General features: G+C 37.7%; 28 protein-coding genes. 11 read left to right on the plus strand and 17 right to left on the minus strand.

What is annotated here, in order from left to right; translation table 11 throughout:
• The 10 genes from ACW9XA_RS01560 to ACW9XA_RS01605 form a co-directional block, all read right to left on the minus strand.
• The gene (locus ACW9XA_RS01560; protein WP_457762683.1) at positions 1–588 is read right to left on the minus strand and encodes an adenylate kinase; all 588 of its coding nucleotides are present in this window, start codon (positions 586–588) and stop codon (positions 1–3) included.
• On the minus strand, positions 566–1999 hold the full coding sequence (secY, locus tag ACW9XA_RS01565) for a preprotein translocase subunit SecY (RefSeq protein ID WP_457762684.1): 1434 nt from the start codon (positions 1997–1999) through the stop codon (positions 566–568). The genes ACW9XA_RS01560 and secY overlap by 23 nt, the downstream gene beginning before the upstream one ends.
• Entirely contained in the window at positions 1992–2417 is a 426-nt protein-coding gene (locus ACW9XA_RS01570) for an uL15 family ribosomal protein (protein ID WP_300326053.1), read from the minus strand. The genes secY and ACW9XA_RS01570 overlap by 8 nt, the downstream gene beginning before the upstream one ends.
• Position 2418: 1 nt before the next feature.
• A complete protein-coding gene (locus tag ACW9XA_RS01575; protein ID WP_457762685.1) occupies positions 2419–2886 on the minus strand; it encodes a 50S ribosomal protein L30 in 468 nt (155 codons plus the stop codon).
• 5 nt (positions 2887–2891) lie between these two features.
• Positions 2892–3611 carry a 30S ribosomal protein S5 gene (locus ACW9XA_RS01580; protein ID WP_457762686.1) on the minus strand — a complete coding sequence of 240 codons (720 nt, stop codon included), beginning with the start codon at positions 3609–3611 and terminating at the stop codon, positions 2892–2894.
• 2 nt (positions 3612–3613) lie between these two features.
• The gene (locus ACW9XA_RS01585) at positions 3614–4096 is read right to left on the minus strand and encodes a 50S ribosomal protein L18 (protein WP_457762687.1); all 483 of its coding nucleotides are present in this window, start codon (positions 4094–4096) and stop codon (positions 3614–3616) included.
• Positions 4097–4132: 36 nt separating this feature from the next.
• Positions 4133–5047: an ornithine carbamoyltransferase gene (gene argF, locus ACW9XA_RS01590; protein ID WP_457762688.1), complete on the minus strand. Its 915-nt coding sequence runs from the start codon at positions 5045–5047 to the stop codon at positions 4133–4135.
• Positions 5044–6342 carry a signal recognition particle-docking protein FtsY gene (gene ftsY, locus ACW9XA_RS01595; RefSeq protein WP_457762689.1) on the minus strand — a complete coding sequence of 433 codons (1299 nt, stop codon included), beginning with the start codon at positions 6340–6342 and terminating at the stop codon, positions 5044–5046. Before ftsY ends, argF begins: the two co-directional genes overlap by 4 nt.
• Positions 6343–6345: 3 nt before the next feature.
• Positions 6346–6774: a prefoldin subunit alpha gene (gene pfdA, locus ACW9XA_RS01600; RefSeq protein WP_457762690.1), complete on the minus strand. Its 429-nt coding sequence runs from the start codon at positions 6772–6774 to the stop codon at positions 6346–6348.
• A gap of 89 nt (positions 6775–6863) precedes the next feature.
• The gene (locus ACW9XA_RS01605) at positions 6864–7484 is read right to left on the minus strand and encodes a superoxide dismutase (RefSeq protein ID WP_457762691.1); all 621 of its coding nucleotides are present in this window, start codon (positions 7482–7484) and stop codon (positions 6864–6866) included.
• 77 nt (positions 7485–7561) lie between these two features.
• Here ACW9XA_RS01605 and ACW9XA_RS01610 point away from each other — a divergent pair, with 77 nt between their 5' ends.
• Complete coding sequence (locus tag ACW9XA_RS01610) at positions 7562–9583, plus strand: S8 family serine peptidase (RefSeq protein WP_457762692.1); 2022 nt, start codon at positions 7562–7564, stop codon at positions 9581–9583.
• A 1-nt stretch (position 9584) separates the two neighbouring features.
• Here the strand turns inward: ACW9XA_RS01610 and pckA are convergent, their stop codons facing one another.
• Positions 9585–11189 carry a phosphoenolpyruvate carboxykinase (ATP) gene (pckA, locus tag ACW9XA_RS01615; protein WP_457762852.1) on the minus strand — a complete coding sequence of 535 codons (1605 nt, stop codon included), beginning with the start codon at positions 11187–11189 and terminating at the stop codon, positions 9585–9587.
• A gap of 148 nt (positions 11190–11337) precedes the next feature.
• Between pckA and ACW9XA_RS01620 the strand changes: the two genes are divergently transcribed.
• Together ACW9XA_RS01620 and ACW9XA_RS01625 are read left to right on the plus strand one after the other, a co-directional pair.
• On the plus strand, positions 11338–11742 hold the full coding sequence (locus ACW9XA_RS01620; RefSeq protein ID WP_457762693.1) for a 50S ribosomal protein L32e: 405 nt from the start codon (positions 11338–11340) through the stop codon (positions 11740–11742).
• Positions 11726–12181, plus strand: coding sequence for a 50S ribosomal protein L19e (locus tag ACW9XA_RS01625; RefSeq protein ID WP_457762694.1), 456 nt, complete (start codon positions 11726–11728; stop codon positions 12179–12181). The genes ACW9XA_RS01620 and ACW9XA_RS01625 overlap by 17 nt, the downstream gene beginning before the upstream one ends.
• On the opposite strand, the gene ACW9XA_RS01630 is transcribed toward ACW9XA_RS01625, so the two are convergent.
• Both ACW9XA_RS01630 and ACW9XA_RS01635 read right to left on the minus strand, forming a co-directional pair.
• The gene (locus tag ACW9XA_RS01630) at positions 12178–12477 is read right to left on the minus strand and encodes a methylated-DNA--[protein]-cysteine S-methyltransferase (RefSeq protein WP_457762695.1); all 300 of its coding nucleotides are present in this window, start codon (positions 12475–12477) and stop codon (positions 12178–12180) included. The genes ACW9XA_RS01625 and ACW9XA_RS01630 overlap by 4 nt on opposite strands.
• Complete coding sequence (locus tag ACW9XA_RS01635; protein WP_457762696.1) at positions 12474–13250, minus strand: D-aminoacyl-tRNA deacylase; 777 nt, start codon at positions 13248–13250, stop codon at positions 12474–12476. Before ACW9XA_RS01635 ends, ACW9XA_RS01630 begins: the two co-directional genes overlap by 4 nt.
• Positions 13251–13289: 39 nt before the next feature.
• Here ACW9XA_RS01635 and ACW9XA_RS01640 point away from each other — a divergent pair, with 39 nt between their 5' ends.
• From ACW9XA_RS01640 to ACW9XA_RS01650, 3 genes are read left to right on the plus strand one after another with little or no spacing between them, the layout of a single operon-like run.
• Entirely contained in the window at positions 13290–13463 is a 174-nt protein-coding gene (locus ACW9XA_RS01640; RefSeq protein WP_014964557.1) for a protein translocase SEC61 complex subunit gamma, read from the plus strand.
• A 1-nt stretch (position 13464) separates the two neighbouring features.
• Complete coding sequence (locus ACW9XA_RS01645) at positions 13465–13923, plus strand: transcription elongation factor Spt5 (protein WP_300323019.1); 459 nt, start codon at positions 13465–13467, stop codon at positions 13921–13923.
• Between the two features lie 35 nt (positions 13924–13958).
• Positions 13959–14438 (plus strand): 50S ribosomal protein L11, encoded by a 480-nt coding sequence (locus ACW9XA_RS01650; RefSeq protein ID WP_457762697.1) that lies wholly within the window; start codon positions 13959–13961, stop codon positions 14436–14438.
• On the opposite strand, the gene ACW9XA_RS01655 is transcribed toward ACW9XA_RS01650, so the two are convergent.
• Positions 14439–14870, minus strand: a complete 432-nt coding sequence (locus ACW9XA_RS01655; protein WP_457762853.1) for an Lrp/AsnC family transcriptional regulator — start codon at positions 14868–14870, stop codon at positions 14439–14441.
• A 192-nt stretch (positions 14871–15062) separates the two neighbouring features.
• Here ACW9XA_RS01655 and ACW9XA_RS01660 point away from each other — a divergent pair, with 192 nt between their 5' ends.
• The 4 genes from ACW9XA_RS01660 (at position 15063) to ACW9XA_RS01675 (ending at position 17952) form a co-directional block, all read left to right on the plus strand.
• Positions 15063–15725, plus strand: a complete 663-nt coding sequence (locus tag ACW9XA_RS01660; RefSeq protein ID WP_457762698.1) for a 50S ribosomal protein L1 — start codon at positions 15063–15065, stop codon at positions 15723–15725.
• The gene (locus ACW9XA_RS01665) at positions 15718–16584 is read left to right on the plus strand and encodes a 50S ribosomal protein L10 (protein WP_457762699.1); all 867 of its coding nucleotides are present in this window, start codon (positions 15718–15720) and stop codon (positions 16582–16584) included. The genes ACW9XA_RS01660 and ACW9XA_RS01665 overlap by 8 nt, the downstream gene beginning before the upstream one ends.
• A 74-nt stretch (positions 16585–16658) precedes the next feature.
• Positions 16659–17732 (plus strand): hypothetical protein, encoded by a 1074-nt coding sequence (locus tag ACW9XA_RS01670; protein ID WP_457762700.1) that lies wholly within the window; start codon positions 16659–16661, stop codon positions 17730–17732.
• A gap of 1 nt (position 17733) precedes the next feature.
• The gene (locus tag ACW9XA_RS01675; RefSeq protein WP_457762701.1) at positions 17734–17952 is read left to right on the plus strand and encodes a hypothetical protein; all 219 of its coding nucleotides are present in this window, start codon (positions 17734–17736) and stop codon (positions 17950–17952) included.
• Between the two features lie 8 nt (positions 17953–17960).
• Here ACW9XA_RS01675 and ACW9XA_RS01680 read toward each other — a convergent pair whose 3' ends face one another.
• The 3 genes from ACW9XA_RS01680 to ACW9XA_RS01690 form a co-directional block, all read right to left on the minus strand.
• Positions 17961–18593, minus strand: a complete 633-nt coding sequence (locus tag ACW9XA_RS01680; RefSeq protein WP_457762702.1) for a trimeric intracellular cation channel family protein — start codon at positions 18591–18593, stop codon at positions 17961–17963.
• Positions 18594–18659: 66 nt separating this feature from the next.
• Positions 18660–18956 (minus strand): 50S ribosomal protein P1, encoded by a 297-nt coding sequence (gene rpl12p, locus ACW9XA_RS01685; protein ID WP_457762703.1) that lies wholly within the window; start codon positions 18954–18956, stop codon positions 18660–18662.
• Positions 18957–19013: 57 nt separating this feature from the next.
• The gene (locus tag ACW9XA_RS01690) at positions 19014–19523 is read right to left on the minus strand and encodes a hypothetical protein (RefSeq protein ID WP_457762704.1); all 510 of its coding nucleotides are present in this window, start codon (positions 19521–19523) and stop codon (positions 19014–19016) included.
• A gap of 78 nt (positions 19524–19601) precedes the next feature.
• Between ACW9XA_RS01690 and alaS the strand changes: the two genes are divergently transcribed.
• A complete protein-coding gene (gene alaS, locus ACW9XA_RS01695) occupies positions 19602–22271 on the plus strand; it encodes an alanine--tRNA ligase (RefSeq protein WP_457762705.1) in 2670 nt (889 codons plus the stop codon).

Below are 22271 nucleotides of genomic sequence, written 5' to 3' on the forward strand. Positions count from 1 at the left end.
TTACAGTCCTAATGATTGGATTATCTTCTCTGCCGCTTCATCAACCTTTCCCTCACGATTAAGGACAAGCTTGAGTGGCGAGCCTGTTAAAACAGCACATGCAGAAATCATACCTGATTGAATATCCAATTCTTTTTTAACATTTGCAAGAGTGTTTTTGTCCCTGTTGCGTGTCACATCAGTCATTCGTCTGCTGTAGATTTCTTCAGGTTTTGCTGAAACTGAAATAAAGTTTGACGGTTTGATGATTTTGAGGACATGTTCTGGCAATCCAGGATAATATCCTTCAGGGGAACTAATGAATGCATGAGTGTCAATAATTACAATATCTTCTGTATGAACTGCAATCTTTTCAGCTGCAATCTTTTGTAGTTCTTGTTGTTTTGAGATGGGCAATTTTCGTAAATCATCTCGGTCTTTTAGGCCATTTTCTTTTGCCACCTCAAACATCAGCGTTCCCATGCTAATTACACTGATGTTTTTTTGATGGCCTTTGAGATGCTCTACAATCTTAGATAATAACGTAGTTTTCCCAACTCCTGGGATTCCTACCATGATGATTTTTTTACTTTCTGCCAAGTAGAGCACCCAAACGTGGCATTACAACTTCTACTTGTTCTCTAACAAGTTGTGTGTAATAGTTGATGAGAATATCTACCATAAGTAAAATTCCGATTCCAGAACCAAAAACACCAAGAACATCAGATACACCAGCTAACAACCCTAAGATCATTGAACCGATAATTGTGACAGATGGGATGTATTTGTTTAGTAAAGCTTCAACAGGTTTATTTGATCTTCTAAATCCAGGAATTTGTACATCTGCATCAAGCAAGTTTTGAGCTGCACTCTTTGGGGACAAACCACCTAGTTCAACCCACAGTCTACCAAATACAACTACAATTCCAATCATAAATAGTACATAACCTACTGCACGCATTGGATCCAATGCTGCAACATCTAGACCTCTAGGAGGAGTGATGTAGTAGATGATACCACCAATCGGAGTGTTTGGACTTGTAGGATCAAATTGTGCGATAAAATTCATGAAGAAATTATTGTTACGCGGATTCATGTTGGCCCACAACATTTGGAAAATGAAAACAGCATTTGCTGTAAGTGCTGATGCTAAAATTACAGGGATGTTTGAGACATACATCAATTTGATTGGATAGACAGCAGAGAAACCCCTGTATTTTGTAGATACGATTGGGATTTCAATTTTCATTCCTTGTGTGAATACCAAGATTAGCAGAATTCCTGCAGTCAAGAATAATCCAAAGATGCTAGGTAGTTGATTAGAACGGAATAGAACATTTGTGATATCCCCACTTCCAGTAAGAGATTGTGCAATGTATGGAATAATACCAATCATACCTCCATCTCCAGCAGGCAAAGGACTAAACATGCTCCAAAGAATCTGCTGGGCAACACCTGCCATAATGAACAAACTGATTCCACTGCCAAGACCCCAACCCTTCTGAATCAGCTCATCTAAGAACATGATAATAATAGACGCCGCCATCAGTTGGCCAATCAGAACATACAGTACGTAGGGTTCGGTAACTCCAGGACCATAAACAGCCATAGCATATACAATAGATTCAGCTACAATTACGATGTATGTTACCATTTTAGTTGCAGTCTGGAAGATTCCTCTTTCTTCAGGCTTTTTGAAATCAAATTTTAGAATGTCTGAACCTCTGAGCAATTGCATCAAGAGTCCAGCTGTGACTATCGGCCCTATGCCCAGTTCAACTAAGGTACCTTGTTGAGATGCAAAAATTACTCTAGCAAATGCTAGAAAATCAAATTGAGGTGCAGTTGCTCCAAACAGAGGAGTCTGTCCCATTATCATATAGATGAGTAATGCGATTCCACACCAAAGCAATCTGACTTGGAGAGGAATTTTCTTTTTAGGTTTTGGAACTTGTGGTAGATATGGTTCTGCTTTGAAAACTGCTTTTCGAATAATGTTAGTGATTGTACCTTCAGCCATTATCAGATAACACTTCTCCCCCAACAGCTTTTAGTTTCTCTTCGGCAGATGCTGTAAATTGTTTAACTTTGACGGAATATGGATTTGTAGGTTTTCCGCCACCAAGGAGTTTATCGTATCCTGCACTTACTAGGTCTACGATTTTTTTGCCCCCCTCTTCTTTACCGAACTTTGTGAACAAGTCATCTAGGTCTCTAAGGCTGGTCCATTTTTTTATAATATTTGGGTGAGGTGTTTTAGGAATATCATGGCCATAATGATCTGGTTCTTCTTTCATCATAGTACTTCTATGATGTTTTTTCATACCAGTAACTCCAAGACCACCTTTGTGACCACTAGCACGGTGTTGACCTACTTGTCCCCATCCCATGTGTCGTCCGCCTCTAAGTCGTCTTGTTTTTCTTAATCTAGATGCCATGTTAAATCATTCTCCTTACAATAGTGTCAAGTTCTTTGTTTGATCCAAGAATTCCTTTTTGTCCGTAAAGTTTCTTCGTACTCTTTTTGAATCCATGTACTGGTGGTGCTAGAGCAAACCAAGGTTTTAGAGGTTTTAATTTTGATAGTATTGCTTTTCCATCAGCTAGTGCTGTTGCCAGTTCATCAGTACTTGCAAATCCAAGTGCCTTAAGATCTTCAGCAGTAATTTTTTGATAGCCAGATTTTCTTGCTTTTTTGTCCAACAATTCTTTTGCCAACGATGCATCAAGTTCAATCCAAGAAACATAATGCTGTACTTTTCTAAGCATTCCCAAAGTATTTTCTCTTGCAGGAAGAATTGTTGCACGATATTTTTTATCTAATTGTAATAGCATCATTGTGTGAGTTGCCCAGTATGGACAGTCTGCTTGGCCTTTAATTCTAACAACGAGATATGCGTTTGCCATTTTCATCAACCTTGACTAAATGTCTGTCTTAGACAATCCAATACTGCTTTTGAAGTGGAGTTCATTGTAGGAGTAGAACCTTTTGCTGTAGTCCATGCATCCTTTAGTCCTGCCAATTCCAATAATCGTTTAATTTTACCTCCTGCTACAAGACCTAATCCACGAGGTGCAGGAATAATTTCAATTGTTACACTTCCACCTTTTCCTCTAACTTTGAATGGAACAGAATGTTTTTGATCACATCTGCATTCCCAACTGCCACATCCCATCTTGATTGGCTGTACGTTAATGAAAGCTTGACTAGTTGCTTTCTCAATTGCAATTCTCATCTGTTTTGATTTTCCTTGGCCAATACCCAAGTATCCATTCTCGTTTCCAGTAGCTACAATAGCTTTGAATCTAGTTGATTGACCGTTTGAAGTCATCTTCTGAATCATTCCGACATCTACGACTTCACTTTTCAAGTCAGGCAATAGTTTCTTGATAATTCCAGATTCTTGAATTCTTAATCCTGATTCGATAATCTCCTCTAAAGAAGTAATTTCTCCAGATGCAACTTTTTGTCCCAAGATAGTTTTTGGAACCCATGCTTCTTCTTCAGGTTCTCTTCTTGGTCTTCTTGGACGATCTCCTTCTTTAGCTCCACCAGGAGGACCTCTTCCATATACTGGTGCACCCTTTCCACGTTGACCTTGTCCGCCTTTTGATTGTGCAGCTTGACTCATTTCTATTTGACCTCACTGTCAATGGCAGATTTTATTTTAGAAATTTCATTTTTTACTTTAAGGTGTTCGCCGTTAATTCTTTCTTCGGCTGGAAATGTTTCTGCATCTGCAGGGACTTTAAGGCCAGCATCAACTACTCCTTTGAGAGCTGCTGCCATTCTTTGTGTGTATCGTCTAGTTCCAGTATACAATATAGCATCCTTTGCACCTTTTCCTAGTGCTTTCTTTCCTGCAAGATAGCCAGTAAGATATGCTGCCGGTACACTTTTTCTAGAACCTTTCCATCCTTTCTCAAGTAGATATCTAGAATGAGCAGAGGCTACGACTTTGTCTCCAGTCATGCCAGGTGTGAGAATTTGGACTTGGGTATTTTCATTAGTAATATTTACAGTGATAAAATCGCGTTTACCCATCAACATGGTTCCACGTTTACGATAATTGGTCTTTTCTTCCCTTAATCTTCTCAATATTTTTGAATAGGCCATCTATAGAAACCGAGTTTGAATCTGCTCTTATATACGTTAAGCGCGAATCAGAGCAGCTAGCAAAGCTTTCTGAGTATGTAAACGATTTTCTGCTTCATCCCAAACAACAGACTGTGGTCCGTCAATTACAGATGATGTAACTTCTTGCTCCCTTTTTGCCGGAAGACAATGTAAAAAGATCGCATCTTTTTTTGCAGACTTCATTAGTTTGTCATTTACCTGATATTTTGGCAAGAATTTTTGCAATCTTTTCTTGTCAAGATTGTGAATTGATGAAAAAGTATCAGAGACCACAACATCTGCGTTTTTGACAGCAGTGAATGGATCTGTTGTCAACTCTATCTTTGTTTTTTTCTGGGCCTCTTTGACTGCATTCTTGTCAGGCTCAAAACCCTTTGGAGTTGCAATAGACATGTCAACTCCAGATAATGCTGCACCGTAAATCATGGAATTGCAGACATTGTTGCCATCTCCAATCCATACAATCTTTAGTCCCCGGAGTTTTTTCTTTTTTTCCTTTATCGTCATAAAGTCTGCCAATATTTGGCAGGGATGAAAACTATCAGAGAGCCCATTGATTACTGGGATTGTTGCGTGCTTTGCCAAATCCTCAAGCAAGTCATGTTCATAGACTCGTGCCATTATACAATTAGAATAACGTGAGAGAGTTTTTGCAGTATCCTCAATTGATTCACCACGAGATATCTGCATGTCATTGGAGGATAGATTGATTGCATGTCCGCCCAACTGATACATGCCGGTTTCAAAACTAACACGCGTTCGAGTGGATGGTTTTTGGAATATCATCGTCAGTGTTTTATTTTTTAGAATCGGTTTGTTGCCACCTTTTTTGAGTTCCTTTTTTAGCTTGATTGAATCATCGATTAATCCTGCAAACTCTTTTGGTGCAAGTTCCGCCAAAGTGAGTAAATTTTTTGTTTTTAGTTTCATTTTCTAAAGAATCCGAATCTCCTTTTCTTTTTAGGCTCCTCTTCTTTATCTTGTTTTGGTATTTCCTCATCTGCATTAGTTTTTGATTCACCAGGTTTTGGTCTGCCATCTTTAATCCACTGACGAATTTTGTTAGCTAGAGCATTTGCCTCCTTGTCATTTTCTGGAGGAGGAATATCAAACAAGTCAGAATACTTTGCAATGTCATCATCTTTGATTCCATCAAAGGGATCATCAGATGTTGGTTCTGGTGTTGGTTCAGGTTCTGGTGTTGGTTCAGGTTCTGGTGTTGGTTCAGGTTCTGGTGTTGGTTCAGGTTCTGGTGTTGGTTCAGGTTCTGGTGTTGGTTCAGATGTTGACTTTTCAGTTTTTGTGATTGTTACATCACCTAATGAACCGAAAACAGTTTCAAGGAAAAGTTTCTTATCAAATGGTTTTAAATCAGGATATTCTTGTCCGACTCCAACGTAAAGAACAGGAGTAGATGTTACTTTGACAATGGACAATGCAGCACCGCCTCTTGCATCTGCATCACTTTTGGTTAAAATCGAACCATCAAATTTTACATGTTCATAAAACTCTCTTGCTTGATTAACAGTGTCATTTCCAGCTAGAGAATCACCAACAAAAATTTTCATATCAGGATTTACGACTTTGGTAATTTTTGCAATTTGCTGCATCAAGTTTTCACTAGTTTGCATTCTTCCTGCAGTATCAATTAGAACAACATCTGTTTTGTGAGACTTTGCATACAACACTGCATCTCGTGCAACAGCTGCAGGATCAGAATTATAATTTTGTGCAACTAGTTTGAGATTTAGACGATTTGCATGTTCTCGCAACTGCTCAATTGCACCTGCTCTAAAAGTATCAGCTGCTGCAATAACTACAGAATATTTTGCTTCCTTTAACATGTGAGCTACTTTAGCTAATGAAGTTGTTTTTCCAGTGCCATTAATTCCTACAAACAAAACCAAAAATGGTTGTCCTTGTTTTTTCTTTTCGTTAATTTTTTCAAAGAGATCATACTCTCCTGCCTCATCAAACAAAGTAGAGATAATTGAAATCAGACTATCTTTTACAAATTTTTCAATTTCTTTTTTATCAACTTTAGATCCGATTAATTTTTCTTTAAGATCAGATTTAATTGAATCAATTACTTCAGTTGCAACATCAGACTCTAAGAGAGAAATTTCTAATTCAAAAAGAATGTCTTCAATGTCTTTTTCATTTAGTTCTTTTTCACCAAGACTTTTCGCTGCATTAGAAAATGCACTACGAAGTTTATCAAACATAGCCTATCCTGAAGATGAAGGATTTTGCATAGCTTGCATCATTTGATTCATCTGTGCTTTTCCTTGCTCTAGTCTAGCTGTAGCATCTTGTTTTTTTGCAGCCGTATCTTGTAAAGCAACTTCGACCTCTTTTATTCGGGCTTCAAGATAATTGATTGCAGATGGGAAATCTTTCTCAACTGCAACTCCTGCACCGATGTTCATTACAATTTTGGAATTAGATGAAACTTTTGTTGGAACATATGAGCCCATTCCAATTGGAATCAGAGTTTCAGATTCAGGATTTTTGCCAAGTGATTGAATTGATTCTATTGAAGCAGTTGCCTCTCTTAAAATATTCATAAAAGTATTTTCTCTTTGGGCCAAATCAGAAAAATATGTTTCAAGCATTTGCATGTGTTGCATTAATTGTTCGGCCTGTTCTTCACTCATTTACAGCAAATCTTTCTCTTATGGTTATAAATTCATTCATGGACACTTGAAAAATTTAAAATAAATAGATAAAAAATAAAGAATTAACTTTATTTTGCTTTAGAGAATCTAGATTCTACTTCATCCCAATTAACTACATTCCACCAGGCCGCAATATAGTCTGGTCTCTTGTTTTGGTAGTTGAGATAGTATGCATGTTCCCACACATCACAGCCTAACAATGGAACCAGTCCTTCAGTTCTTGGACTGGTTTGATTTGGCATTGATTTGTATTCAACCTTTGATGTAGAAGGATTGTATACTAACCATCCCCAACCACTGCCTTGAATTACAGCTGTAGTAGATGAGAATTTCTCTTTAAAGTCAGAGAAGCTTCCAAAGGAAGTATTAATTGCATCTGCAATTGATCCTCCAGGTTCTCCGCCTCCATTTGCTTTCATGTTATTCCAGAATAACCTGTGGTTATCATAACCACCACCGTTGAAATTAATTGCACCTCTTTTGTCTTCTGGTACTGAATTGATATCAGATAAGATATCAATGATATCTTTACCTTGAATTTCAGCTGGACAAGTTTCAAGAGCTGCATTTAGTTTGTCAGTGTATGTTTGATGATGTTTTGTATGATGAATCTCCATTGTTCTTGCGTCAATGTGAGGTTCCAATGCATCATAAGCATATGGCATTTCAGGAAGTGTGTATTTTCCCATGAGAGGTTTTAGGATTTATTCCATTTATTGCTTTACTAAGCAATTCATTTTTACTTGTTAAAACGGATAGGAAATCTGTGAAATCATTACTAGTTTTTTCAGTGATTCTGGTATTTGCAGGGATTCTGATCATATCTAATTTAGAAATGCAAAACGAGTCAGAACTGTATTTGGATAGAAGTGTACCATACATCGGAACAGACATTCCAAGAATGGAAGGGATTGAGGGCAAGGGGGTAAAAATTGCAGTAATCGATACGGGGGTGGATTTTAACCATCCAGACTTGTTTGGATGGGGACCTGACGGCAAAGTGATTGGAGGGTATAATTTCATACAAGAAAACGAGCCGCCTCTTGACACAAATGGTCATGGAACCCATGTTGCAGGAGTTATTGCAGCAGACGGGGAAAAGTCAGGAGTTGCACCAAAGGCCAAAATTCTAGCTTACAAAGTTTCAGAAGACGGGGAAGGAGTATCATCAGATCTGATCATCAGAGCAATTCAAAAAGCAATCGAAGATGAAGCAGACATTATCAATATCAGTTTGGGAGTAAACAGGACAAATGCAAAGATTGATCGTGTAGTAAATGAAGCATTGGAAAAAGAAATTTTTGTAGTAACTGCAGCTGGAAATGACGGGCCGGGATTGGAAACAATTGGTAGTCCTGGAAGGAATTTCGGTTCAGTTACAGTCGGTGCAACATACAACAATCTCACGTCAAGCTTGGTTGCAACATTAGAGGTAGATGAAAAATCATTTACTGTAATTCCAATGGTCGGCTCTACAAAACTAGAAGAGCCAATCATTTCTAAAATAGTTACTGCAGGTTATGGAAAAATTTCAGACTTCGAGAATTTGGATGTAAAGGACGCAATAGTAATTGTCGAGAGAGGAAGTGATGTCGAAGGAGAGATGTTATATTTTTCAATCAAAGAAAAAAATGCAGCAAATGCAGGAGCCAAGGCATTAATTGTATACAACAACATTCCAGGAATTTTTTTGGGAGAGTTGATTCATGAATTTATTGAGCCGGGATATACGCCACAAATTCCAGTAGTATCAATAGACAGAGAGGAAGGACTAGAAATCAAAGAATCAATCACAGATGAAAGCAGAGGAATCTTACAATTATTTTACAATCCAGACTTTGTTACACATTTTAGTTCCAGAGGACCGGTATCTCCATTTTACATCAAACCAGAAATCGTAGCACCTGGCGCATACATCAACACAACTCAAAATAATGCAGGATACAACTTTACCAGCGGGACAAGCTATGCAGCCCCTCACGTAAGCGGTGCGGCCGCCCTTTTACTTGAAAAAAACCCGGAACTTCACCACCACGAAATCAAATCATTGTTGCTTACCACAGCCATGCCTGTATCTGATGCATATGAGCAACAATTCTCCATTCATGAGGCAGGTGCTGGAAGGCTAGACATTGCAAATGCGTTTAAAGCAAAACTGATCATAGAGCCACCAAACTTTGTTGCAATTACATCACCAGATAACAGAATTGTTGAAAAGCAATTCCAGCTAAAATCAATGGATGGGACATGGGATGGATTTGATGTAACGTTTGATGGGCCAGAGTTCATAAAATTCGGAGGGATTTTGGATGGAAGTATTTTGAATATCAGAATGAATGTAGTTGAAGATAATTTCGGTGAACATGAAGGAACAATGCTAATCAGCCATAGCGGAATACAGTACAGAGTTCCATTTTTGCTGCATTACACACCAGGTTCAATTTCAATAGAACAGCAAAATGGAAAACTGTTCTTTGATATTCACCACCCAGACAAATGGAGTTTTGCAAAGATTTCAGCGATTAACAGCAAAGATGGAAGCTTCCAAACAACAACTACAACACCAGAGAAAAAAGCATCAGTCGAAGTTTTTGAGAATTCACAGTATTGGATTGATGCCAAAATCAGAATCAATGGAACAACATCAAATGCATATAATGTAATTGAAGTGGATTCACTAGATGAGAATCAGCAGAGATTAGGCATTGACATTCCAGAAAGACAAATTCTCATAATCAGTAGCATTGTAATTGTAATTGCAGTGTTTGGAGTAATTAAAAGAAAATAATCTATTGCGGTAGTTTTGGACCAGCTTCAATTATCTCAGGTGAGACATTATCAAATTTCTTAAAGTTCTCTACAAACATTTGAGCTAGTTTTTTTGCAGAAAGATCATACGAATCTTTGTCAATCCAAGTATTCTTAGGATCCAAAATCTCAGAAGGCACTCCCTCAACTTCAGTCGGAATATCTAGATTAAACAAATCATCATGTCGGTACTTTACAATATCAAGTGCACCTGAAAGTGCAGCAGTAACCATTGCTCTGCTGTATTTTATTTTGATTCTTTTTCCTACTCCGTATGGACCGCCAGACCAGCCGGTATTGACAAGATAAACTACAGTATTGTGTTTGTTAATTTTTTCTCCAAGTAATTTTGCGTAAACCGAGGCAGGTCTAGGCATGAATGGGGCTCCAAAACACTGAGAAAATACAGATTTTGGCTCTTTAATTCCTCTTTCAGTTCCTGCCAATTTGCTGGTATATCCGGACATAAAGTGATACATTGCTCCTTCTTTTGTTAGCCTGGAAACAGGTGGCAATACACCCAATGCATCTGCAGTCAAAAATACAATGACTCTAGGATTTCCACCAACACTTGGGATTACAGCTCCTGGAATGAAATCCAATGGATATCCAACACGTGTGTTCTCAGTTAGTGTATTATCATCATAATCTGGTACATTGTTGTTTAGTACAACATTTTCTAATAGTGCACCTGGCTTGATTGCATTCCAAATTTCAGGCTCTGCTTCTTGACTTAGGTTGATGCATTTTGCATAACAACCACCTTCGAAATTAAATGTACCATTATCAGACCAACCATGTTCATCATCACCAATCAATCTCCGGTTAGGATCTGCAGAGAGAGTTGTTTTACCAGTGCCAGACAAACCAAAGAACAAAGCAGTGTCACCTTTTTCGCCAATGTTTGCAGAACAGTGCATTGGGAAGATACCGCGTTCAGGTAACAAAAAGTTCATTACACCAAACATGGATTTTTTCATCTCGCCGGCGTATTCTGTTCCGCCAATCAAAACAATTTTTCTTGTAAGATCAATTAGGATAAAGACATCAGTTCGTGTTCCGTCAACTTCAGGTACTGCAAAAAAGTCGTTTATACACAAGATAGTAAATTCAGGTTCGTGTTTTTCTAATTCTTCAGGAGTTGGCTTGATAAACAAATTACTTGAGAACATGCTCTGCCAGACATGATCATTTATCACCCTTATTGGTAAACGGGTTTCAGGATCAGCACCTACAAAACCGTCAAAAACAAAGAGTTCCTTATTATCAACAAAGTTTTTCATTTTTTCAAATAATTTTTCAAATTTGCCACTTGGGAATTGATGGTTGATTTTTCCCCAATCAATGGTGTCATGTGTCTTATCATCATACACGATAAATCTGTCATCAGGAGATCTGCCGGTATATTTTCCGGTGTTCACAGACAATGAGCCTGTTGAATTTACAACGCCTTCCTTTCTCTCAACTGCCAGTTTGACCATATCATCTACGCTGAGATTTCTGTGGACTTTGGAGGGTTTGATTCCAAATGCAGTTAATTGTGCGGAAAATTTCTCAGTTGCAGCTGTACCTAGTACTTGGGTCAGAGGTACATGCCTCCAAAAATACTAAGATCAATCCCAGGCTGGTTCATGAGATATTCGATCCGCCCAAAGTTTCCTTATTATCTTTTTCTTAAGAAATTTTTTTTCTGGCCTAGGAACGTATTTATTCCAAAATTCAAGACTCAATTTAATGACGATCAACAAAGATCTACTTGCAAAGAGAGAAGAGGCAAAGCAGAACAAGCCAGACTTTGTAAGACCAGAGAGTTGGCGTTATGTTAGACTTCAAACCAATTGGAGAAAACCAAAAGGTATTGATCATCACCAAAGAAAACAAAAAAGCAGAGGTCGTCCAGGTCTTGTCAAAGTAGGATATGGCGGACCAAAAGATGCAAGAGGATTACACCCATCAGGATTTACAGATAACCTAGTTTTCAACTTGAGCGATTTAGAAAAATTAGACCCAAAGAAAGATGGGGTAAGATTCGGACACGGGGTAGGTACTAGAAAGAGAAAAGAAATTATCGTAAAAGCAGTTGAACAAAAATTCAAAATATTTAACGCAAGAGTGAGTGCAAGTGGTAGTAAATCTTAAAGCTAAAAAAAGACTCGCCGCCAGAGTTACTGGTGTCGGAGTTCACAGAATCAAATTTGATACTGACCACCTAGATGATGTTGCAGATGCAATCACTAGAGAAAACATTCGCAGTCTCATTACAGCTAACACTATCCAAATCAAACCATTTACCGGTACTTCAAGAGGCAGAGCCCATGAAAAGAAAGCTCAGAAGAACAAGAGAGGTACAACTCAAGGTTCCAAACAAGGAAGAAAAGGAGCTAGAGTCGGTAAGAAAGAAGTCTATGTTGCAAAGGTTCGCTCATTGAGACGATTGCTAAAGATTGCAAAAGACAGAAAAGACTTGACAAATCCAGAATTCTGGGCCCTCTACAAAAAGGTCGGCGGTAACACAGTTAGAAACAAAGCCCATCTCAGACTATTGATGGACGAAATCAGAGAAAAACGAAAAGATTAGAATCGATAAATTTTATTTTCTAGTTTTACAATCTTGCCATTTTGAATTTCTATGCCTTCATCATTTAGCATCTTTATTTTGACATGTTCTCCATATGCATATCCCCCAATTTTTCCAGTAGACATTACAACTCTATGACAAGGAATAATCACAGGGTATGGATTTTTGTTCATTATTTTTCCAACAGCTCTTTGACCATTTTTTAGTCCAACGGCTTTTGCCAATTCGCCATAAGTTGTGATTTGTCCTCTAGGTACTTCAAGCAATTTTTTGTAAATCTTTTCTGAAAGATTCAAAGCTTGATTACCTCAAGATCTGTTGATTCTAAAAGATCTAAAACTTTTTGTTTGTTAGGACCCAATCCTCTCCAATCCAAAAGGGCAGTTCTTGCCATGCTGTTTTGCTGTAAAATATGAGAAAATAATTTTTCATCCAAATTATCCAAAGCATGTTTTGGAATTACAGTTCCAAGTGCAAATTTTCCATGTAGTAATTCATCAGTGAATTTTGATGGATAGTGAGTTCCACCAAAACAAATTGCAACAGGATGTTCTTTGATCGGTTGTGACATTACCTGATGGACTAGTGATGCAACAGAACTGCACAGCAACTCATCAGTCCATTGTTTTTCAGTAGTTCCAATTTCAACAAAAATAGATGGTTTACTCAATGCAGTAGGTCCGTGATGAGTTGCCTCTATAGTAATTTGAAAATTAGAAAACTTTGATTGATTTTTCTTTAATGTCTGAAGATATACTTTTTGAAAATCAGGTTTTGGGATTGCGACCTGATTGTCATTTCCGCCAAACTTTGCAGTTGAGAAATTTCCAGTACTATGACAAGTCAAAGCAAGTTCCCCTGATTCGGCTGCATGCTTTGAGAGAAAAACAAATCCATCGTAATCATATTTTTCTTCAAGCCAATCAGCAGAAATTGCAGGAGTTGGAATTATTATAAGATCATAATATTTCCCATGAAAAATATCATCTTTCAAAGTCATTTCTTTTGAAAGAAATTTTGCCATATTATGGCCGGCGGGGTCATCTTGATACGCAACCAACAGTTCCATGAGATAAGAGATATAAGGACACCTTATTAATTTCAGGCAATGAACCCTAAGCAGACTGTCAAGAACATGGCCAACACTATGAAAATGGCCAAGAAACCAGACAGGGATGAGTATTCACAGCATCTTAGACTTGTTTTGTTAGGAATAGCAGGAGTAGGAGCTATTGGTTTTACAATTCAGTTTGTCTTTTCGGTAATTACATTTGGTAGGTAACATGTCTGAAGAAATCAAATCACATTTGTTTGCAATTAGAACCACTGGTGGACAAGAAAAAGTGGTAATGAGATTATTAGAAGCTAAAGCCAATGCAAATCAGATTAACATTCAATCAGTATTTTGGGTAAGTGATTTGAAAGGCTATGTCGTCATTGAAGCAATCAATCCAAGTGATGCATACTTGGCAGTAGAAGGCGTAAGACACATCAGAGGTCAGTTAAGAGGAGAATTAGAATTCAAAGATATTGAAGGATATCTAGTAAAGAAATCAACAGTTTCGCAATTAACAGTAGATAATATCGTAGAAATTACAGGAGGTCCATTCAAGGGAATGAAGGCAACAATTACAAGAATTGATGTTGACAAAGAAGAGGCAACCGTAGTTTTACTTGATGCATCATACCAATTACCAGTCACAGTAGACGCAAACTACCTAAAGCTATCCAGTGAGGCTTAGGAAGGATTAAATTTTCATTTAGAGTCTGATTTAACATGGGAGAACAAAAAGTATCATCACTTGTAACCGGCGGAGCAGCATCAGCAGGTCCACCTTTAGGTCCAGCACTAGGTCCACTGGGAGTCAACATCATGGAAGTCATTAATGCAATTAATGAAAAGACCAAAGACTTTGAAGGAATGAAAGTTCCAGTTACAGTAGTTGTTGATAGCGATACAAAAAAGTATGAAATTGAAATCGGAATCCCATCAGCTGCTGCATTAATCATGAAAGAAGCAGGAATCCAGAAAGGCTCTGGCGCATCAGGTACAGAATGGGCAGGAGACGTTACAATGGATGCAATACTCAAAGTTGCAAACACAAAACTAGAGAAATCTTATGCTTCATCAATTAAATCAGTTGCAAAGACAGTCATTGGAACATGTCTTGCATTAGGAGTCAAAGTAGAAGGAAAGACTCCAAAAGAAATCACTGCCGAAATTAACGAAGGCAAGTGGGATGAGAAATTCAAATAATTATTGAATTAGATAGACCGGATCTTTATCGGTTTTTTGTAACTCTACAAAGGTCTCAGTACTTTGTATGCCTTCAATTTTTCCAATTTTTTCAATTACAATAGAGTGAAGGGCTTCAAGGTTCTTGGCATATACCTGAACCATGATGTCAAATCTGCCAGTGACCTCTGAAATAGATACGACTTCGGCAGTCTCTAGAAATTTTTTGTGAATAGAGTCCTTGAGTTTAGGATCTCGGTTTATCCCAACATTTGCTTTGACTCCTATTCCCAAGAGAGAGTCATCGATTTCAATGGTGAATTTTTTGATTAGTTTCTTTTTCATCAGTCTCTTAATCCTGCTATACAAAACAGAGGCGTTAATTCCCAGTTTTTTTGATAGTGTGGGAACGGAAATAGAACCATCACGAGTCAATTCATAAAGTAATTTCATATCTAATTCATCAAAACGATGCAACGTATTCAAAAAACAGGGTTCTGAATTAATATATGTAGGTTTTCAGCAACATTTTTGCCTTATTTGTAAGAATATTGCTAAAAATATGTAATTTTTTAAAATAAATGATTGGCAAAAAACCCAAACCTCTAAACGATTTTAAGTAGGTTTTCTAGGAATTGATTCGTAATGATTACAGATGCTCAGCTAGTTGATCTTGTAAAAGATGCAAAAGCTGCCACAAAAGAGAGAAAATTCACACAAGCCGTAGAGCTAATCATTACTTTCAAAGATATTGATGTGAAGAAAGGATTTGCAATTAACGAAGTTGTTCAATTACCAAAAACCAGCTCTCCTGCAAGAGTATGCATTATTGCAACAGGAGATATGAATCAAAAAGCAAAAGCTGCAAAAGCAGATTCTGTAATTGGAACAGAAGAACTAGAAAAATTTGGAACTAACAAAAGAGAATCTAGAAAATTCATCAACAAATATGATTTCTTCTTAGCAGATACCAAAGTAATGCCAACTGTTGGTAAAACTTTGGGTCAACTTTTAGGTCCAAGAGGAAAAATGCCAACACCAGTTCCTTTTGATGCATCTATTGACGCATTCTTGCAAAGATTCAGATCATGTATCAAGGTAAGAACAAGAGCATCACTTTCAATCTCAGCTAAGATTGGAGATGTAACTATGGAAGACGCAGATTTGGCAATCAATGCACATGCAGTTCTTAATGCAGTTGAAAAGAAATTGCCAAACGGTGAGAAAAATCTTAGAAAAATTTTAATCAAAACTACAATGGGTAAACCAGTAAAGCAAGCACCAGAGGTTAAGAAGAAGTATGCATGAAAATAGAACCACTTATCCTAAAAGAAAAACCCAGATGTATCAACAATTACAAGAGTTACCAAAAAAATACAAAGTTGTATCAATTATTCAAATGCAAAAAGTTCGTTCAACTCAAATCTTACCATTAAGAAAAACACTCAAGGGCGAAGTAGAGTTTGTCTGTGTCAAAGATAAAGTGGCAGCTAAAGCACTTGAGACACTAGACATTCCAGGAATCAAAGATATTATCGATGATTTGAAAGGACAAATCATGTTCATATTTACAAACATGTCACCATTCAAGCTAAACGTTCTTCTTGCCAAAAACAAAATCATGATGGCAGCAAGAGGCGGAGATGTTGCAAGCATCGACATTGTAGTCCCTGCCAAAAATACAGGAATTGCACCAGGTCCAATGCTTACTGAATTCAAAGAGGCAGGAATTCCAACAAAGATTGATCAAGGAACAATTTGGATTGCCAAAGACAGTACTCCAGTAGAAAAAGGAGGAATAATCAATGAAAAATTAGCATCAATTCTAGGTAAATTAGATATCAAACCAGTAGAGGCAGGAATTTCACTTTACTCAGCATTAGAAGAAGGTCAAAGATATGCAGAAGCAGAAATGGTCATCGATGTTGAGAAGATAAGAAATGCATTTGCACAATTCCACCAAGAGGCAGTATCACTATCTATCGAGGCAGGATACATTACTGCAGACAATATCTCACAAATTCTTGCAAAGGCATCACAGCATGCACGCTCTTTGTCAGTAGAATCTGGATTTATGACAGATGAGACAAAAGAGCAAATCTTACAAAAAGCAGATGCACAAGCAAGAGCAGTTGCAGGCCAAGCAAAAGATTACACCCCTGCATAATTATTCATTTTACAAAGTGGTAATCAGAAAAAAATAAGAATCCTTTATGAACATTAAGAGATTTTCTCAGATTATTGACAATTGAGATTAAACAAAGATCAAAGGCTCTAATTCCATCAATCATTTTCCTAATTACATTAATTGGAACAACTATTGCAATGTGGGGTGCAAGTTGGGACATCTCATCTCATTTGCAGAGAATACCAGATTCCTTTTTCACACCATCCCATACTATGCTGTACTCTGGTGTCGGAATCAATGTCATCGGGGCAATCGCAGCTGTTATTGTATACATAAAAAGAAAAGACATCAGATCAGAATCATTTGCAACAGGTCTAAAACTAATCATCATTGGTGTAAGTGTTCAAGTAATCGCAGGTCCTGGAGACTTTTTGTGGCATGAGGCATTTGGGTTAGACGGACTGCTTAGTCCAACCCACATGATTCTTGCACTTGGAATGCTCAGTGTGCTTACAGGAACTGTGATTGGATTTTCAAGAATTAGTTTTCATATGGAAAAAAAGAGTCTATTCATCAATACAGCATTATCATTGACCTTTGGAATTTTCTGGTTTAGTGCAATGTGGTTGATCTTCTTTTTTGTTTTACCAGTATCAGAAGGTGAGACTCATGACTTTAATCCAGATCCTCATGTTGCAATTGTTTTGAGTTTTTTATTCATCCCATTTGCATTGACACTTGTCTTTTGGTGTGCATCAAAAGTGATGAATAGATTTGGGTTGGTCAGTATTTCAGGACTGGTATTTTTTGTAATGAGCATATCATCTACAATATTTACAGGAGAAAACCTAACACAGTTTCTTCCTTGGTATTTAGCGCCTATGACAAGCATTATTGCAGCAGATTACATTTTCAATACAAAATTCAAATCAAAAACTCTCAACAGGCATTCAGGAAAGATTGCAGGTGCCATGATTGGTTCTATGTTTTTTGTTTTTGGTTTCCCAATGCTTTCAATGACATTTTTGGAGGTAATTCTGTACAACGGAGTGTTTCCATATGATGTATTGCCAACATCAGGGGATGTTGTATTCAATCATTGGATGACGAGTATTCCAGGAGGGATAATTTCCGGAGTAGTAGGAATGATGACAGCACCTAAAATACTAAGATTTTCTTCAGAATAATATGGACCAAAAAGATATCGACGAGATATTAGAGCACATAAAGCAAAAGTTCGACGACGAAGTCCCAGGAATTGTAAAGATGGTGATACGAAAAAAGATGATCAGTAGATTTCGGGAATACGATGCACATACCATGCCAGAGTCGATGAGAAATTGTACTGTGGAGAATTTGATTAACATTATTCAAGAAGGAATAGAGTCAGGCAAACTCAAATTATAAGACTAAAATCAAGACTCTCGAACCTTTGGAAGATTCCAATTAAACTTCATTGCAAGCAATCTGATTCCAGTTGCCACAGCAATTCCAAGTATAGATGACACTTGGGTATCAATACCAGAAGAGAGCATTGCATAAAATATCACAATTCCAATGATACTTGCAATAGCATAGACTTCTTTTACAAATACAATTGGCATCTCTCGCACAAACACATCTCGGAGTATTCCACCGCCAATTGCAGTAATCATTCCGCCAAAGAGCATTGGTAAAAATTCCAAGCCAATTACTTGGTGTGCAATTGATGCGCCCAAGATTGAAAATACCCCCAACCCAACTGCATCAAAGACTAACCAGACGTTCATCTGTTTTTGGAGTCGTCTAAACAAAAAGAACATCACAACTCCAACTAGAACAGTTAAGGATACATAGATAGGATCAGAAAATGCAGTTGGAAATCTTCCAAAAATAACATCACGTGTTACACCACCGCCAACACCGACCACAGTAGCCAATACAATAATTCCAAAAATATCTGCCTTGTGTGCAATTGCTTTTGAAGCTCCAGTTACTGCAAATGCTATCGTACCCAAGTAATCAAGGATGCTAATGAAACCATCTATTGGAAAAGAGAAATCAACCAACCAATAGAGACTGCGAGCTAGAAGTAATTAAAATTAACAAAATTAAATTTGTAAAAGAAAAGTTGTTTAGCCAAATAAGGAAGACAATCCTTCCATGGCTGCTTCTTCGTTTTTAGGTTCTTCTTTCTTCTCCTCTTTTGCCGGTGCATCTGCTGCTGCGGCTGCTGGTGCGGCTGCTGCAACTGCTACTGGTACGGCTTTAACTGCCTCATCGATGTTCACATCGGCTAAGGCTGCGACTAGAGATTTAACTTGGGCTTCGTTAACTTCAGCACCAGATGCTTTGACAACTGATGTGAGGTTTGCCTCGTTAACTTCTTTGTCTAGTTTATGAAGAAGTAAAGCAGCGTAAACATATTCCATTGTATCGAGATTCTCTTACTGGATAATATAAAACTATGGAGAACTCACGCCTGAAAACTAGTTCAGAATTTTGAGACTTCTGCAAACAGAATAAACCGTACGTTTCAGATTAGGATCAGTCAAAGTATCCTTTCTGTGTCTTAAAACTCGTTTTGCCTCTTCCCTTTCAGGGCCTTCTGGTAGTGACAAGACAGTATTGAAAAATTCAGGTAATGATTCACGAACCCAACCATCTAGCATTGCATAGACTTTGGGTGGAAGAATATCACACTTGTCAACATCAAGATCTAACACTTCGGCATAATTTTCATGCTCGACTCTATGCACCAATGCCAAAATTATATTGTCAGGGTTTGGATGCTCAAGGATTTCTCTAGAACGCTCACCTGTCTTTCCTTGGGCAATCTTGTTTTTGAGTCCAATAGGATTTACTATCACACCGTTGATTCCCACTTTTCTTCCCTCAACACCAGTAACTACACCAAAAATAAAGTCATTAAACTCGCCATTTTTTTTAACTGAGAAAATCTGAGTTCCTTCTTTTAGCTGAGGTTTTCTTCCAAACATGAATAGAGTTGTATGTGTAGTGTATTTAATGTATTATTAATCGACAATTCTTAATATCGGTCTCAAGCAGGCTTTTCGTTGGATAAAAGTCAGATTCTAAAAGAGTTTTCAGCAGATCCTGAGAAATACTATAATGTAAAATTATTTGCAGAGCAAGGATTTGTAAGAAAGTCTTGCAGTAAATGTGGCAGATTCTTTTGGACACTAAATGCAGATAGGAACTTGTGTCCGGATGATGGATTGGACACATACTCATTCATCGGCGAGCCTCCAACTTCAAAAAGATTTGATTATACACAATCATGGAAGCAGGTAGAAGAATTTTTTGTAAAGAATAATCACACATCAGTGAGCAGATACCCAGTAGTGTGTAGATGGCGAGATGACTTGTTTTTTACAATTGCATCAGTTGTTGATTTTCAGAGAATTATGGGAAGCAAGGTAGTCTTTGAGTTTCCTGCAAATCCTCTTGTAGTACCACAAACATGTCTGCGTTTCAAAGACTTGGAAAATGTCGGAGTCACAGGAAGACACTTTTCTAGCTTTTGTATGATAGGACAACACAGTGTTCCTGATTTGGGTGGATACTGGAAAGACGAATGTGTTGACTTGGACTTTAGATTATTGACTGACCAGTTTGGAATTAAAAAAGAAGAAGTCGTCTTTGTTGAAGACGTATGGGCAGGTGGCGGTTCGTTTGGTCCATCACTTGAATACTTTGTGCGAGGACTGGAACTTGGAAATGCAGTGTTTACTGAATTCCAAGGTGAACTAGGGAAACACACAACACTTGACCAGAGAGTAATTGACATGGGTGCAGGCCTTGAGAGATTTGCATGGATTACCATGGGAACTCCCACTGCATATGACTGCTGCTTTGGTCCAATCAATCAAAAACTGTTTGAAAAAATTGGAATTGATTCAGATTCTGATGTTTTGAAAAAATACTTTACAGAGATTGCAAAAGAGATTGATCATTTTGATGATTTGAATCAAGTAAGACGTCTTGCAGTAAAAAATGCAGGAATTACAGATACACAACTAAACAAAATGATTACACCGCTTGAAGGAGTTTATCTTATTGCAGATCATTTGAGAACTTTAATCTTTGCAATTACAGATGGTGCACTGCCAAGCAATGTTGGCGGAGGATATAACTTGAGAATGATGTTGCGAAGAATTAATGGAACAATCAACAGATTGAATCTAAAACTAGACATTGATGATTTGATTGATACTCATATTGACTATCTCAAAGATACGTATCCAGAACTTGATGAGAAAAGAGAAGATGTCAAGACAATACTGAAACTAGAGTCTGCAAGATATGAGGAATCCAAAGTTCACATGAAGAAAAAAGCAGAAAAGATTCGCGAGAGAGGAGTGCCAACAGTTGATGAACTAATAACATTGTACGAATCAGACGGAATAACGCCCGAATACCTCAAGGAAGTGGATGCGATTACAGAGATTCCTTCGCAATTTTACTCGAAACTATCTGATTTGCACCAGTCTGAAAAGAAAAAGGCAATAGCAGAACTTCCACTAGAGGATTTGCCTGAAACTGAGACTCTGTTTTACAAGGATGACCCAATGGAGTTTGATGCCAAAGTGATCAAGGTCTTTGATGATCAAGTCGTATTAGATAGAACTTCATTTTATGCTAGAGGTGGAGGACAAGAGCCAGACTATGGAACTATTGCAGGATTCAAGGTGATTAATGTAGACAAACATGCAGACATTATTGTTCACCAATTAGAAGGCGGAGTACCAAAAGAAGGAAAAACTGTATCTTGTAAAGTTGATGAGACTCGTCGTGCAAACATTACAAAGAATCACACCAGTACTCACATCATCAACGCATCATCAAGGGGAGTGTTAGGTTCTTGGATTTGGCAGCACTCTGCATTCAAAGACGCAGATCATGCCAGACTAGACATCACACATCATTCATCACTAACTGAGCAACAAGTAAAACAAATCGAAGATGCGGCAAACCAAATGGTAAAAGAGAACCATCCAGTAAGCATCAACTATTACGACAGAGGAACTGCAGAACAAAAGTATGGATTTAGAATTTATCAGGGCGGAGTAGTTCCAGTAAAATCAGTACGAATTGTATCAATTGAGGATAAAGACATTGAAGCTTGTGGTGGAACACATGTAAAGAAAACTGGAGACATTGAACTAATCAAAATTACAAAGACCAAACGAATTCAAGACGGTGTTGTTAGAATAGAGTTTGTCTCAGGTCCCACTGCATTCCAATATGTCAAAGACCAAGAAGAAGAATCAAAGAAACAAGAGCAAGAACAAATTGCAAAAGCACAACTAGAGAAAAAGAGAGAAGAAAACAAAAACAAAGCCAGAGAACAGATTCCAGTATTATTAGAGAAAATATTATCTGGAGAATCTGGAGACCTTGATGGCATTACAGTTAACAACAAAATTTGCTTTACATCTAGTGAGAATTATGATGATTATTTCCATCAAAACTTTGGCAAAAAACTAGTTGCCAAAGATAGCAAAGCTGCATTTTGCGGTATTTTCGAATCAGGGCCAACTGTTAGAATTATGGTGTTTGCAGGAGCTGATTCAGGCGTGAATTCAGGTGAAATAGCCAAGGAAATAGCCTCAATTTTGGGCGGTTCAGGAGGGGGAGACGCTAAATTTGCTCAAGGTGGAGGAAAAGACACATCTAAAAAAGAGCAGGCAATAGCCAAAGCAAAATCAATGATTTTAGGATGA

The organism is Candidatus Nitrosopumilus sp. bin_6a (assembly GCF_054095695.1).